Origin of the sequence: Nostoc sp. CALU 1950 (assembly GCF_051172895.1) — a bacterium.
Classification (GTDB): domain Bacteria; phylum Cyanobacteriota; class Cyanobacteriia; order Cyanobacteriales; family Nostocaceae; genus Nostoc; species Nostoc edaphicum_A.
Genome location: NZ_JBDNJQ010000186.1, coordinates 1 through 15,242 on the forward strand (window position 1 = coordinate 1; position 15,242 = coordinate 15,242).

Consider the following 15,242-nt stretch of genomic DNA (forward strand, 5'->3'; position numbering starts at 1 on the left):
ATAAATCGCCGTCTCTACAAAGGACTGATTATTGTAGAGACGGCGATTTATCGCGTCTCTTGCCTTAACCGAACCGTATTGCGCCCACTCTTTAACATGGTTTGAATTATTTCAAAGTTTTTCCGCCCACCATCAAAGTAAGCTTAGGCTATTACAAGAGATGGGGTATGTACCAATGACCAATGACCAATGACCAATGACTACTTAATCAAATATTTCAGCAGTTCTCAAAGATTTCCCAGCTTGGTCTTTAGCTGATAAAATCGGTGAGGCACTTAGGGGCCAATCTATAGCTAAATCTGGATCGTTCCATAGAATTGTGCGATCGCCTTGGGGTGCGTAGTAATCTGTAGCTTTGTAGAGAACTTCGGCTATTTCTGAAAGCACGAGAAAGCCATGAGCAAAGCCTGGTGGTATCCACAGTAGGCGTTTGTTCTCAGCACTGAGTTCATAACCTACCCACTTACCGAAGGTAGTGGAGCTTTTTCTAATATCTACGGCTACGTCAAAGATAGTGCCAACAATAGCCCGGACAAGTTTACCTTGGGGTTGTTGGATTTGGTAATGCAATCCCCGCAGAACGTTTTGTTTGGAGCCAGAGTGGTTATCTTGGACGAATTTGGTAACAATACCAGTCTCTTGAGCAAATTTTCGGTCGTTGTAGGCTTCAAAAAAGAACCCGCGATCGTCAGCAAATACTTGGGGTTCAAGTTGTATAACTTCGGGAATTCTAGTATGTACAATGCTCATCAATATTATTTCGAGTAATCCGCCACAGTGTTAATTGTGAGAGTAATTTAATGCTTGTATTCTACAGCTAGCAGGTAACACTTCGACCGTGGCTTTTCCTATTTTTAAGTTAATTCAATTTGACAGTCATCACCAATTAGAAATCGCAAGGCTTTGGGGCGACGGGGTGCGAGAGTCAATTGTGCCCTTTGTCCAATAACACTATCAATTATGCGCTGATGAATTCCGGCAATTTTAGCACTTTCTAAAATCACACTGTGTTCTAAATCAGTATCAACCAGTGTCACATTGTTAGCAATACTACTATAAGGGCCAATAAAGCAGTTTTCTAAATGACAATTGCTACCAATGACTACTGGCCCCCGAATTGTGCAGTTAATTACTTGAGATTTTGCACCGATTTGGACTCGCCCAATAATCTGACTTTGGTCATCGACTTCACCAAGAACTGATGCTGTTAAATATGTATCGAGAATCAATCGGTTAGCTTCTAATAAGTCATCTTTCTTACCAGTGTCTAACCACCAGCCTTTGAGATTGTAAGCTAAAACTTGCTTTTCCTGATTAATTAGGTATTGAATAGCATCAGTGATTTCTAGTTCGCCTCTGGTGGAAGGTTGGATATTTGCGATCGCATCAAAGATGAGGTGAGAAAAGAAATAAACTCCTACCAATGCCAGATTTGAAGGAGGAACTTTCGGTTTCTCAATCAATTGTAATACCCGTCCTGTTTCATCTACCTGAGCCACACCAAAGGCGCTAGGGTTGGCAACCGAACGCAAGAGAATCAGAGCATCTGGCTGTTGTTGACTAAATTGTTGCAGAAAGTAACGTAACTCACCTAGTTGAATGAGGTTATCGCCCAAGTACATGACAAAGGGAGAATTTTCTAAAAACGGATGGGCAATTTGGACGGCGTGAGCAAGTCCGAGTGGCTGCTCTTGTACGATGTAGGTGATGTTTGCTCCAAAGTATTCTCCATTTCCGGTTTTCCCTTGGACTTCTGCTCCAGTTTCTGGGCTGATGATGATACCAATATCAGTAATACCAGCAGCGACCATTTCTTCAATGCCATACCATAAAACAGGTTTATTCGCAACTGGTACGAGTTGTTTTGCTCCGCTATAGGTGAGGGGACGTAGGCGTGTACCTTTCCCGCCAGAGAGAATTAGTGCTTTCATAAGGATTGAGGATTAGTTGTAAGTCATTAGTCAAGATAATCTGAAATCTGGACAAAATCCTAAATCCTGGCATCTAATTCTGGTGTTAGTTTGTCTTTCATAAGTAGCGGGATAAAACTTCGACAGTTACTTTTCCTGTTTTTTCCCAACTGAATTGTTGGGAGTGAGTGATACCTTGGCTAGAAAGGTGCGATCGCAACCCCGAATTAGTTGCGATCGCCTGCATCGCCTCTGTAATTTCTCCGACTTTGTAGGGATCGATCAGAATCGCCGCATCGCCAGCAACCTCTGGTAAGGAGGAGATATTGGAGGTAATAACGGGAGTACCACAAGCCATTGCTTCGAGGACGGGTAAACCAAAACCTTCCCAAAGACTGGGGAAAACCAGAGCGATCGCTTGATTGATGATTTTTGGCAATTCGCTGTAAGGAATATAGTCTAGGAACTTCACTTGATTAGTTATACCTAGTTTCTCAACTTGCGCTGTCAAAACTGGAGTATAACGGCGATCGCTGGGTCCTGCTAACCAAAGTTCGTAATCTTTACAGTTAGGTAATGCCGCAAAAGCGGCAATTAAACGTTCAGTATTTTTGTGAGGATTATGCCGTCCTAAATAAAGGAAATAATTTTGCGTTGGTAAATCCAAGCAAAAAAAATTTTTGACATCATAAGCTAGTGGAATTGCAGTTATTTTATCCTGGGAAACTCCCAAAAATTGGCTTAAATCTTCAGCCGTTGCTATTGAATTACAAATAACGTGTTTTGATTGTCTGATTACAGCACGAATATAATAGCTGCAATAAAGCTGCTGTGTCACAGAAAACCATTGTGGAAATCTAAGAGGAATTAAATCATGAACAGTAACTATATAAGAACAAGAAGAAAATAAAGGAGCCTCTGGAATAGGAGAAAATAGTAGATTAGAATTCCTTTTATGATATATATTCGGCAGTTTAAACTGCGTCCATAGCAGGCGCTTTAAATGCCCTTTTATGCCAAAATCTGTCGTAATATCTGGTGGAGAATAATAACATTTAATGCCAGATATTTTTAGTGGACTTAATACGTCAACATCTAAATTTTTTAGCTCTTTTAATAAATTCAGACTATAATTTAACCAACCTGTTGGTTGAGTTGGTGCAAAAGATAGATTTGCGAGAACAGGCATAATAAAATTATTTTTTATTAATTAGATACAGATATTTTAACAGCAGATTTTTCCACGGTAAATAATAAAATTATAATTTTCAGGCTGTTAGGATTAGCTGTGGTTATAAATTCGCCAAAAAATTTATAAAAGATATATATACGTAATAGTAATTGTTCCCACAAAGGGCGATGTTTTTGATAGTAATAAATCTGGCTACGTCTATATTCAATAGCCATTATATTAGCAGCCTTTTGAATCGAATATCCTTTCAAATGAATCAAAGATACATCAGGCGTGTAGATAATTTTATATCCTCGATACTGCGCTCTTTGGCATAAATCTGATTCTTCAAAATACATGAAAAAATTTTCGTCAAATCCACCTAAATCATTAAATAAACTTGAGCGAATAAAAAAAGCAGCCCCTACAACAATATCGACTTCTTGAATTTCTTGGAATTTCTGCTCAATTAAATTTTGCTGAGATATATTTTGATAAGCTTGGTGCATTTGACGAGCTTCATATTCACCTTTAATTCCTAACGCTGGTGAAACTGAAATTTGTAAGCTTCCATCTGGATTCAGCAATTTTGGCCCAATAATTCCTACTTGTGGGTCTGCTTGCATCAACTGAATTAGATGCGGTAGAATATTATTAATAAGTACAGTATCAGTATTTAACAAAAATAAGAATTCTCCAGTAGCAAATTTTGCACCGACATTATTCCCTGCCCCAAAGCCGCGATTTTCTATCTGTTTGACTAGGCGAATGTGGGGGTAATTTACTGCTACTAATTCAACGCTACCATCGCTAGAAGCATTGTCTACAAGGATGATTTCATAGTTAGGTATATCAATAAACTTTTGTATAGAGTTTAAGCAATCTAGTAGAATCTCTTTTCCATTATAGTTAACTAAAATAACCGACACAGAAATAGGTTGCTGTTGATTCATTTGTTTTGGATCTTATTATAGTGAGATATTGACAAAAACTTAAATATATAATTTTTAACCCTTTTAATATCAAACAAAATCTTAATAATCAAAATTCGTAAAGCTATACCTTCAGAACCATATCTATTTTGCCAACTTTGGTAGCAAAGCTTGAGAATTCCTAAACCAAAATCTAATCGGAGAATATCAAAAGAATTAGTTAAACTTGAATTAGTTTCACTTTGAAAACGATCAGCAAGTGCTTTACTTAAGTTATAATGAAATAAATAGCTTTTACCTCTAATTCGATATTTATTCCTAGTCCATACTATAAACTCAGTGTATATCTTCCCAGCATCTTGGACTACCCCAACTGTATTAGAATTGTGAATTCTATAACGGATTAATGGTTGCCGAAGATGGGCTATTTTACCTTTTTGAATTGCAACTAAAGCTACCCACCAGTCGTGATGCCAACCAAATTCATGTTTGGGGAAGGGGAGAATACAGGGAATCAGAGAAGTACAAAATAATAAAGAGCATCCTGTAACCACATTGCGAAGTAATAACAATTCTACTGTAGCTTTTTCAGGATTACGTCCCTCAAAATCCCAGGCAGAAGGATGAATAGTTTCGTCGTGACTATTGATAAGTTTCAGATCAGAATGAACCAAAAGCACTTGTTTAGAACGTAGTTCTGCCAGCAATATTTCTAATTTTTTTGCTTCCCAAATATCATCTTGATCTGAAAAAGCAATCGCTGTAATTGTAGAGTCTAAAACACAGTATTGTAAACCACGCTCAAAATTATAGTAATGTTTAAGATTTTCTCTATGAAAATGAAAAATAAACCGTGAATCATTGCCAACAATTTTTTGAATTGCAGTTTGATATTCAGATTGCGAGCAGTCATCAACAATGTGACAAACCCAATTGCGCCAAGTCTGATTTTTAATAGACTGAATCTGTTTTTGAAAATATTCAAGCTGAGGATTATAGGTTGCTAAAACAATACCGATTTTTTCTATATCCTGCATTTAAGTTGAATTTATTTTGACATAATGAGATGTACAGCTTTTCTAAAGCTATCATTTTGAGGGGAAAGCGGGGATAATTTTCATACATGTCGGAGATATTTCTCAAAAAGAATATCAATCCTTATGCATTTATGGGCTATATTTTATTTAGATGTCTAATGATTTGTAGACTAGTTTAGTTTTCTTTTCTATATACTTGAGCATAATAAATCTCCTCTAGTATTTGTTGAAGATTATACTTGTATTCCCATTTTGGATAGTCAGAACGAAACTTTTTGACATCTGAAATGTACCAAATATGATCGCCAGAGCGATTCTGTTCTGTATAGGTGTATTGCAGCTTTTTACCTACGATATTCTCACAAATTGATATTGCTTCTAGCATAGAACAATTGCTATGTCGAGAACCCCCAATGTTATAAACTTCTCCACATCTGGGATTTTTATAAAAATGGTAAAAGGCATTGACAAGATCATAACTATGTATATTATCTCTAACTTGTTTGCCTTGATAGCCAAATATAGTGTAAGTTTCACTAAAAATAGTACATTTCATTAAGTATGCTAGAAAGCCGTGCAATTGAGTACCAGAATGGTTCGGGCCAGTCAGGCAACCTCCTCTAAAGCTAGCAGTTTTCATGCCGAAGTATTTACCATATTCTTGAACTAGAATATCTGCGGCAACTTTAGAAGCACCAAATAGAGAATGTTTGGAATTGTCAATTGTCATTGACTCATTAATGCCTTCTATATATTGATGATTTGGTTCAATTTCCCAACGAGTTGCTAACTCTTGCAAAGGTAGATAATTAGGAACATCTCCATAGACTTTATTGGTTGAGGTAAATATAAAAATTGCATCAGGACAGTATTGTCTAGTTGCTTCTAGTAATACTAAAGTACCGTTGGCATTAACTGTAAAATCTGTATGAGGGTCTTTTGCAGCCCAATCATGGGATGGCTGGGCTGCTGTATGAATAATCAGAGAAATATCGGAGGAATATTCTTGAAATAGGTTTTCGACTGCGGAGCGATCGCGGATATCAATGTCATAATGACGATAACTATCACCATATTTCTCTTGTAATATCTGACGATTCCATTCTGTCGAAGCAGATTCACCAAAAAATACCGCCCGCATATTATTATCGATACCCACAACATTAAAACCGTTGTGTGCAAAAAAATGAACTGATTCTGAACCAATGAGACCAGAGGAACCAGTAATTAAAACGGTGGGCATAATATTTTGACTCACTTACAGTACAATCCACATTTTAAGATACAATAGATTTATAATGGCAGTTAAACTAGAGGGGTTTGGATGCTTTGATAAACATCTGCCCTCCCAGAAAACTCCAAAGGAATGGTAACTTGAGATAAAGCTTCAAAAGATTAGGCGACCCTGGTCTACCTTTAGTTGAATATGGTAAAAACCTGGGAATTAAAACATCAATTTTAAAACCAAGAGTATGTAATAATTCTTGAAGAGAAAGATGGGTGATTGGTAATTGATGATCGATAAAATCATAATATTCCTTAACAGAATACTTGAAGTTTGGCTGTATGATTAATATCGCTCCTCCAGGTTTGAGGTAGTTAAAGCAAAATAACAAAACTTCAACTAGTTCTTCCTTATTGTTTAAATGTTCAAAAAAATTTGAAACAAATATTTTGTCAAAGCGTTCCGTTACTTTCTCCTGTTCTGTTTTGTTCAAAATATCCAGATTGAAAATATTTACATCAGGATTGGCAAATGCCTGAGAATCAGGATTGATATCAATTAAGTATTTTTCTTTTGCTTTTATATTATTAATAAACTCACAATAGCCCCCACCAATATCTAAAGTAACTGAGTCTTTTCCCAAATGTTTTTGCAAGAATTCCTCAATTAAAGTTTTCCACAGAGCTATTTTAGCTCTTCTTTGTTTATGATCAAAACGATTAGAGTAAAGTTTTTTAAGGTACTCTTCTTTTTTCATAGGTTTTGGCTCGCAAAAAGTTGGTTTTCACTAAACAACTTAAGATAATATAGGCTCAAGCATTTTTTCATACTCAATAATCCAGTTATAAATATCTTGGAGAGTCCGTTCTGGATTCATGATTGGTTTCCATCCAGTCTTAGAGCTGATCTTGGAAGCATCTGTAATATAAATGGGGATGTCAGCTTGTCTAGCTGTTTCTTCTGATTTGATAGGAATAGATTTACCAGTAATTGCCTCACATAGTCTAGTAGTCTCTAATAGAGATAGACTATTATCAGCCCCTCCACCAACATTTAAAACATCCCCATCTAGTTCTGAAAAATTTTCTAATTGATAATTAATCAAACTTAACAAATCTTCAATATGCAATAAATCTCTAACTTGTTTGCCTGTACCGCCATAGCCTATATAACTAAGAGACTTTTCAAAATAGTGTGCGGCTAACCACAAAACGAAAACACCTTGGTCAACTTTACCCATTTGCCAAGGGCCTGTAATTACACCACAACGGTTGACTATTGCTTGAATATTATAAGCTTGTCGATACTCTTCGATCAGCATTTCCGAGGCAAGTTTAGTAGTACCGTATAGAGAACGATAGCTTTGGAGTGGAAATTCCTCTGCAATACCAAAATGAGATACTCCAGGTATTGTCTGGTCAGGAGTAATGCTAAAGCGGGTTGGTAGTTCTACTAAATTAATTGATTTCAGTGTTTCAATTGGATAAACACGACTAGTCGATAGAAAGAGTAAACGAGCATGGATTTGTCTAGCTAGTTCAAGGACATTCATCGTTCCTACTAAATTCGTTTGCAGGACGTATTGTGGAGAGGCAAATCCTGCAAGTACAGAAGGTTCAGCAGAACAATCAATGATAGTATCGACGTTAAACATTCCAGGATCTAAATCGCTAGAAAAGCGAATATCACCATGAATAAAGTCAATTCCCAAATTTTTTAGTCTAGAAAGATTTAATTCTGAACCACGCCTTCGGAGATTATCAAAGCAGATAATCTTCCATTGAGGATGATGCTTTTTTAGACTAATTGCTAAACAACTGCCAACAAAACCAGCCCCTCCTAAAATCAGAATATTCTCAGCCATTTGATTTCAACCTTTGATTTCCTAACAGTCTATTTTTGCTTAGATGATAATCTCCACGCGATAAATGTTTTTCTAGCCAAATGTAGAGAACTATAAACAAATATCGACTCCCCATTTCCTTTAGCTTTAACTTAGAAACTCCAGTAGTTCTATTTCTCCAAGTAATTGGAACAGTTGTATAAGAATACCCTCTTGCTATAGCTTTGAGTGGCATCTCTACGGTTAAGTTGAAATGATGAGATACTAATGGTGAGATCCCTTCAATAACTTCTTTACGATAAATCTTAAATGCATTGGTAGTGTCATTGAATTTTAAACCAAATAAAATTTTAATAAACAAGTTAGCTAAACGATTTACAATTAATTTGTGGCTGGGATAGTCAATTACTTTACCTCCTTTAATAAAGCGGGAACCAAAAACACAATCGTATCCCTCTTGCAGTTTATAGTAATAAGATACAATGTCTTCTGGTGCATCTGAACTATCTGCCATAACTACCGCTACAGCATCTCCTGTAAAATTTTCTAACCCACAGCGAACTGCAAAGCCAAAGCCGTTAGGATAATAATTATTTAGATAACGCAGCTTATTATTTTGAAAATTCATCTGCTGCAATAATTCTTCTGTTTGATCTTTGCTGTTGTCATTAACAACTAAAATTTCGTAATCTATTTTTTCTTCTTCCAAAAATTTGCTAATAGTTTGAACAGTTGGAACTATGCAATCTTCTTCATTGTAGGCTGGAATTACTATTGATAAAGTCTTGACATATTTTGAAGTATCTATAGTTATTGATTCATCTTTTCTGAAGCTAGAATTTACTGATAGGGCTGGAGCAAATGATTCTGGATAATACGTAACTGAGATTTTTTCTGTCTGTGAATTGTCATGATTTTTTTGTGTTGTGGTTTTAAATACAAAGCGATCGCTAATCAAATAATTAATCGATGCACTAACAAGTGCGCCTATTATAGTATTGATTGCATAGTTAACTTTTAACCAATCTAAAACCGGAAAAATAAAGAAAACACGAGTAATAATTGCAAGTCCGGCAGAAACATGATACAGAGGAAGTTGTCGTAAAAATACTTCTCTAGGATTCCAAATACCACCAGTCCAAACCCAAGTTCGGTATATAAAAAAACTAAAAATCAGCGCGACTTCAATTGATATTATATTGGCTATATTACGCAAAAAAGCTGTATTAAATCCTAGTTTTTCAATTATTAAATAAATCAGTACCAAATTTAGTGCTGCTGCTAAACTACCACCTAGTAAAAACTTTAGTATTTTTGACCGCAATATTTTTTTTAACATTTTGGTTATATTACTCATTTTCTTCTCCTGAATAATAAATATAATTGTTTATAGACGATATGATTTTTTTACTCCATTATTTTTATCTTTGGTTCATTATTCAACTGTATAAACTGTCGATTTTTTCGGTCATAAACCCAACCCTTAATAACAGTTTCACCAGCTGGTAGAGATTTTAGAGAAACATTTGCTTCCCAACCTGATGTCTTGTAAAGGCTTGAATGTAAAGCTGTAGCTACATCAGGTCTTGTTAAATTTATAAGCCCAGTGGCAAAAAAGGATCGATTATTGCCGTGGGATAGTAAAACTATGGGTGGCTGTTCTTGCTGTTCCGGGAGAATAGCCCAGCCAAGCAACTTTAAAGTATCGCTTCTCCGTAGATTTAATGCTTGTTTTGTTGTTGAAGGAACGTCAATAAAACCGTGAAATTTCTCAACTTTCGTGAGAAAATTTATATTTTGAGGAAAATCCCTAAACTGTAATTTTTGAAGAGTTTTACTTAATTTTAGTATCTGCAATTCTTCTGGATAAATAAACTGTAAACAGTTACCAGGTGAATTACTGATAGATTTATCTAGAAAATTGATAATTTCTAAGCAATTTTGACCAGCCTTCCTTTGAATAAAACTATTTTGAACTTCTATAATACTATTTGTAGAGCTAAATACAAAAATGAATATTAGAAATACCAGGAAAGATTGTGAAAATAATATATATGTATTTTTTCCTGCATCTTTCCCTTTATATAAAATACATAATCGCCACAATTGTAGGCAGGATATGATTAATAAGATCGAAACAGTCTTGTATCTTGATATAGCAGCTTGCTCAATACCCATACCAGCTCTACCAACAGTCGTTATTAATGCAAACAAAATTGGAAACCAACCTAGTGATATCCAGGGGTTTGCTTTATTGATAAAATCTGATTGATAGTTTTTGAAACAAGTGACATTAAAGAATAAAAAAACAAATAAGATTATTAACCCAATAACTACAGGAGGAAAAATATTCTTATAGAATGAAGAACCTATGATAGTAAAGAAAAACTCCGATGTAATAAATGGCTGCTGTAAAAGAAAGAATATACTAGGATGTTGAGAAGGTTTTTGATAACCAATAAAGTATATAGCAACACAAAAACTAAAAAGTACTACCCATACCAAAAACCTGATTTTTTTCTGTTTAGTTGTTCCTTCAATTAAGTATACTGATGGAAGTACTGCCAACCAAGACAGTAATCCATGAGCTGACGAAAAGCTAGCAATAAAACAGCATATTGATGCAAGCAATAGTCTGGAATTGGGATGGAAGTTTTTTGGTACAGTAAGAATGAAAACTGCTATGATTAAGCATGTATTTATGAATAACCAAGCTATTTGAAAGCCCCATAGCCAATTTTCGTACTGAATTAAAGAAAAATTTATAATACAAGTTGTGATATTAAATAAATGAAATAATATTTTATTATTTTCATTGTAACTAGAAGCTGCAATTTTATATAAAAAAACGAAATTTACTAAAGCTAGTAAAAAGCTAAAATAATTTTCTAATTTAATATTCCACTTCGAGGAAAATGCAATAATAGCAAATATTATTCTTGGAAAAAAAATCCGATGCTCGTTGTGCTGGGCAAAAAAATCCCCGAAATTTATAGTACCGCTATAAATTTTCTCAAAAAAATTGACTAACCCCCAATCGTCCCAAAAGGGTACGTTTACACTGAATGTAGTAATAAACCATAAAAGTAGAATAACTGGTAAAGAATAAACTACTAAGAGTGCGTTTGTTTTTGGCAAGGCAAGAGATTTATTGAACATAATTTGCGGCACTTTTTGTTTAAGACTGGCTCAAAATAATTTCTTTTGCTAATAGCCAATGCTGTTGAAGAAGATTTTTGTTATCAAATAACCGACAAATTTTAGCGTAACTATTTTTTGCCAAACGATCTGATATTTCTGGCTCAATTATGCATTTATGGATTGCAGCAGCTAGCGCTTTGGCATCCCCTGGCTGTACTAAATAGCCTTCACCGCCATCATTGATTATTTCTGGAATGCCAAATACATCGGTGCTGATAATCTTTAATTCAAATGCCATTGCTTCTAGCAATACTCTAGGGAAAGATTCTTCAAAAGATGCACAGATAAAAATATCACTCAAGGCATAAAAATCATAAACATCTTTAGTCTCAAAATAAATAGAAACGTTATTAAGCGAGAAATCTTGTATTTGATTTTTCAAAAACTCTAGATAATTGCTATCTATATATGTACTATTTCTAGCACCTACTATGAGACAAGATATATTACCAAACTTGTTAGGACAGAGTTTCTCTAACTCTTTAAGGGCTTCAATAAAGATGTGTTGACCTTTGCGTTGACATGTAGTACCAATTATAGAAATTACTAGATGCTCTTGATTAATTGCATATTTATCCCGTAACTGATGTTTGTGATAGAGATTCCGAAAATCTTTGATTTTTTCTAAGTCGATTCCTCCTGGTATGGTGCGGAAATTGTCTTTGATATCAAATTGATGAAAAATCCTGCGGGTAGCTTCAGCCTGATAAATTACTCTTGTAGCGTTGACAAAGCAATCCGGCAATATTTCCTGCATAATTTCTTTAGATGCATGACCAAAGAAATTATTGATGCTCATATTTAGACTTTGACTTTCATGAATATGCCAGATAGTTGGCAATTTAAAGAGTTTAGCCAACTCGATACCCCAGAAACTGAGTAATGTATTACATACTACCAAGTTATATGAATTTAAATTTAGGTTATCTCCAAATTCTTGGAGACGCTGGTGATACTTTTCTAAACTTTCCTGCTGTAAAGGTAATGTTTCTTGGAAAATCATTACCTGAATATTTAATTTCTCATACTCCTGTCGTAAAACACCATCCATACAAGAAACTACACATATTTCACACCCAGATGTAGTTGCAAAATAACGAGCATAATTGTAAACGATTAGTGGCGCACCTTCTAGATTTAGGTTGTGAGTAATAAAGAGAATTTTTGCCGTTGATATTCTATCTACATGGCTATAATGGTAAGGATTAATAGCCATAAGCATAGAATTTATCTCTAAATTTTTATTAAAGAATGGATCTACAAAGTACTTGTATTTTTCAATAAAGTTAATATGTTCACTGGGGTTATAACTTTTACCTCTAGATACGCTAGTCTCGTGTATCAGGATGGCTTGAGGTGTATAAACAATACGTTTTCCCGAACGCAACACACGTAAGCAATAATCAACATCGTTATATTCAACTGCAAAATTATCTTCATCAAAGCCACCAAGTTGACGATACAGGTTGGTTGATGTCAGCATACAAGCACCTGTCACTGCTGAAGCGTTGCGTGCTGCATGGGGTAAACAAATATAGCCAATTTCATCTTTATGCAAACGATGAAATAAATGGTCAGCTAGTCCATTGTGGTATCCGACTACAACTCCAGCGTGTTGAATAGTGCTATCGGGATATAAAAGTTTAGCTCCCACGACACCCACACCATCTATGGACATCCAACCAACCATGTCTTCTAACCAACCTGGCTCTAAAGCTTGTATATCATTATTAAGGTGAAGCATATACGGTGTATCGACATGCTCGCAACCCAAATTCATTAATTTGGCATAATTAAAAACATCTATTCTACGTTCGGAGCGAATAACTCGACATTGAAATACGCAGTCTTGTTGTAATTTTTTAAAGTATTGGTGAGTTGATTGTTCTTTTGAGCAGTCATCAATGATTAATAGTTTGACAAACCGCTGATCTACGGTTTTTTGTAGACTAGAAATGCATTTTTGTAGTAGGTCTACTCTATCCTTTGTCGGAATAACAATTGTGACATTATTTTCGGCTATTAGGGAATAATCCCATTTAAGCTGGTGTAGGCATAAGCCGTGTTGTTTAGCAATGGAGGGTAAAAATGTTTTAGCTTTTAAACCCCTGCGTTGAATTGCATCTTCTATGGCATTGTAGGCGCTATCAAATACATACTGCTTTTGCGTACCATGTGAGGCTGTGCTACCAGGGTGTGTTCGCCAGTGATAGCATACATGGGGGATGTGGTGAACTTTATCTGGCGTTGTTTTCTCGCTCACACGCAAAAATAAATCGAGATCCTGCGCTCCCTCAAATCCCTTTCGCATTCCTCCAATTTGATCTATTAGAGTTTTGCGGATGACTGTTAGGTGATGAGTGAAGTTGTGAGTAATCGCCATTTCCGGACTCCACGCACCTTTCATTTGTGGATCGAAGTGGTATCCAGATTCGTTTATTTTGTCTTCATCGGTATAAATCCAGTCTACTTCCGGATGCTTTTCTATACATTCGGCAACGTGTAATAGCGCATCCTTCGATAAAATATCATCATGATCCAAGAGCGCTACATAATCACCAGTGGCAATTTCTAATGCCGAATTAGTAGCTTCGACAATATGGCCATTTTCTTGCCGAAAAACAATTTTGATTCGTGAGTCTTCTATTATTACTTGTTGCAAGAATTGTTTGATATGAGGCTTTGTTGAGGCATCATCAGCAATGCATAATTCCCAATTTGGATATATTTGATTTCTTACTGAGTCAATCATTTCTTGAAGGAAATGCTTGGGAGTATTGTAAACAGGTACAACAATGCTGATTTTTACTCCCTTTGGGGCAAGTTTTTCAGCATCTTCTCCCATCTTGGCTAAAAGATTTGATGATAAGACATTAGTCTGAAGCCATCTTTGATATAAATCTTGCGTTTGCCACGGATGAATTATGCCGGAGTATTCGATATCTGCATTTTGAAAATGCTTAATTTGCCTATAATAACGCCGGAGATGATAAACCCACAAAGCTGGAGAAAGTGGTAATCTTCCCTGTTTATAGGCAGTCATAGCTTTGATTAAGCTGCTACGCATAAAGAAAAGAAGATTTTTTTGACTTTCTAAACTTTTAATGTATTTATCTCGACTGGGAGTTTGAAAATTAACGCGTCTGGCAAAACAACAAATTGGTTCTCCAGTTTCAAAGATTGCCCAAATTTGAATATCTATGTAGCCAGAGTGTTGATTGTTTAACATCAAACTATATACAAATCCTGATGAACCTGCATTTTCTACATCTGGATATGCTTGAGATACATCGGGACGTGAAAATCCGTACTCAATTTGATTTTCTACCAAATTGTCTTTCACCAAGATGAGAGATTTAATTTTGGCTTCTCTACTGAAAAGCCAGCCTGAAACTAGCAACGTATCATTAATGTTATTTTCTTGAGTTCTTGGTGTTTCTAAATTACCTTGCAGATATCTAGAGGGAGATATTTCATTGAATTTAGAAGATTTTGTGATAATTTTGATTAGTGGATTATTCAAAAATCTGATCCGAGTGGTAATTTTAAGAAAATCCAACTTTCTTTGAGTCTGTTGCAATTGAGAGTGCGATCGCTTCAATTCTGTTTGATTCTGTCGTAGTTGAGACTGCGATCGCTGTAACTCATCTTGAGTCTCTTCTAGTTGAGACTGTGATTGCTCTAATTCTGTCTGTGTTTGTTGTAGTTGAGACTGCGATCGCTCTAATTCTGTCTGTGTTTGTTGTAGTTGAGACTGCGATCGCTCCAATTCTGTCTGAGTTTCTTGCAGTTGAGACTGCGATTGCTCTAATTCTGTCTGAGTTTCTTGTAGTTGAGACTGCGATCGCTCTAACTCTGTCTGTGTTTGTTGTAGTTGAGACTGCGATCGCTCTAACTCTGTCTGTGTTTGTTGTAGTTGAGAC

General features: G+C 35.6%; 11 protein-coding genes. All 11 read right to left on the minus strand.

Annotated elements, in window-relative coordinates; genetic code table 11:
- Positions 1-204 precede the first annotated feature (204 nt).
- Positions 205-750, minus strand: a complete 546-nt coding sequence (rfbC, locus tag ABF638_RS32150) for a dTDP-4-dehydrorhamnose 3,5-epimerase (RefSeq protein WP_435026902.1) — start codon at positions 748-750, stop codon at positions 205-207.
- A gap of 104 nt (positions 751-854) precedes the next feature.
- On the minus strand, positions 855-1,931 hold the full coding sequence (locus tag ABF638_RS32155; RefSeq protein ID WP_435026903.1) for a glucose-1-phosphate thymidylyltransferase: 1,077 nt from the start codon (positions 1,929-1,931) through the stop codon (positions 855-857).
- Between the two features lie 97 nt (positions 1,932-2,028).
- A complete protein-coding gene (locus ABF638_RS32160; protein WP_435026904.1) occupies positions 2,029-3,099 on the minus strand; it encodes a glycosyltransferase family 4 protein in 1,071 nt (356 codons plus the stop codon).
- Positions 3,100-3,116: 17 nt separating this feature from the next.
- Positions 3,117-4,034 (minus strand): glycosyltransferase family 2 protein, encoded by a 918-nt coding sequence (locus ABF638_RS32165; RefSeq protein ID WP_435026905.1) that lies wholly within the window; start codon positions 4,032-4,034, stop codon positions 3,117-3,119.
- Positions 4,031-5,050 carry a glycosyltransferase gene (locus tag ABF638_RS32170; protein ID WP_435026906.1) on the minus strand — a complete coding sequence of 340 codons (1,020 nt, stop codon included), beginning with the start codon at positions 5,048-5,050 and terminating at the stop codon, positions 4,031-4,033. The genes ABF638_RS32165 and ABF638_RS32170 overlap by 4 nt, the downstream gene beginning before the upstream one ends.
- Before the next feature lie 175 nt (positions 5,051-5,225).
- Positions 5,226-6,293, minus strand: coding sequence for an NAD-dependent epimerase/dehydratase family protein (locus tag ABF638_RS32175; protein WP_435026907.1), 1,068 nt, complete (start codon positions 6,291-6,293; stop codon positions 5,226-5,228).
- A gap of 67 nt (positions 6,294-6,360) precedes the next feature.
- Entirely contained in the window at positions 6,361-7,032 is a 672-nt protein-coding gene (locus ABF638_RS32180) for a class I SAM-dependent methyltransferase (protein WP_435026908.1), read from the minus strand.
- Positions 7,033-7,071: 39 nt separating this feature from the next.
- Entirely contained in the window at positions 7,072-8,139 is a 1,068-nt protein-coding gene (locus ABF638_RS32185) for an NAD-dependent epimerase/dehydratase family protein (RefSeq protein WP_435026909.1), read from the minus strand.
- Entirely contained in the window at positions 8,132-9,475 is a 1,344-nt protein-coding gene (locus ABF638_RS32190) for a glycosyltransferase (protein ID WP_435026910.1), read from the minus strand. Before ABF638_RS32190 ends, ABF638_RS32185 begins: the two co-directional genes overlap by 8 nt.
- Before the next feature lie 50 nt (positions 9,476-9,525).
- On the minus strand, positions 9,526-11,277 hold the full coding sequence (locus ABF638_RS32195) for a hypothetical protein (protein ID WP_435026911.1): 1,752 nt from the start codon (positions 11,275-11,277) through the stop codon (positions 9,526-9,528).
- A 19-nt stretch (positions 11,278-11,296) separates the two neighbouring features.
- The coding region (locus ABF638_RS32200) for a glycosyltransferase (protein ID WP_435026912.1) at positions 11,297-15,242 on the minus strand (3,946 nt) is incomplete at its 5' end.

What these genes read in the sequence shown, in the direction of transcription:
- ABF638_RS32165 (WP_435026905.1), bottom strand. Translation starts at nt 4,034, where the DNA reads ATGAATCAACAGCAACCTATTTCTGTGTCGGTTATTTTAGTTAACTAT.
- rfbC (WP_435026902.1), bottom strand. Translation starts at nt 750, where the DNA reads ATGAGCATTGTACATACTAGAATTCCCGAAGTTATACAACTTGAACCC.
- ABF638_RS32180 (WP_435026908.1), bottom strand. Translation starts at nt 7,032, where the DNA reads ATGAAAAAAGAAGAGTACCTTAAAAAACTTTACTCTAATCGTTTTGAT.
- ABF638_RS32160 (WP_435026904.1), bottom strand. Translation starts at nt 3,099, where the DNA reads ATGCCTGTTCTCGCAAATCTATCTTTTGCACCAACTCAACCAACAGGT.
- ABF638_RS32170 (WP_435026906.1), bottom strand. Translation starts at nt 5,050, where the DNA reads ATGCAGGATATAGAAAAAATCGGTATTGTTTTAGCAACCTATAATCCT.
- ABF638_RS32185 (WP_435026909.1), bottom strand. Translation starts at nt 8,139, where the DNA reads ATGGCTGAGAATATTCTGATTTTAGGAGGGGCTGGTTTTGTTGGCAGT.
- ABF638_RS32195 (WP_435026911.1), bottom strand. Translation starts at nt 11,277, where the DNA reads ATGTTCAATAAATCTCTTGCCTTGCCAAAAACAAACGCACTCTTAGTA.
- ABF638_RS32155 (WP_435026903.1), bottom strand. Translation starts at nt 1,931, where the DNA reads ATGAAAGCACTAATTCTCTCTGGCGGGAAAGGTACACGCCTACGTCCC.
- ABF638_RS32175 (WP_435026907.1), bottom strand. Translation starts at nt 6,293, where the DNA reads ATGCCCACCGTTTTAATTACTGGTTCCTCTGGTCTCATTGGTTCAGAA.
- ABF638_RS32190 (WP_435026910.1), bottom strand. Translation starts at nt 9,475, where the DNA reads ATGAGTAATATAACCAAAATGTTAAAAAAAATATTGCGGTCAAAAATA.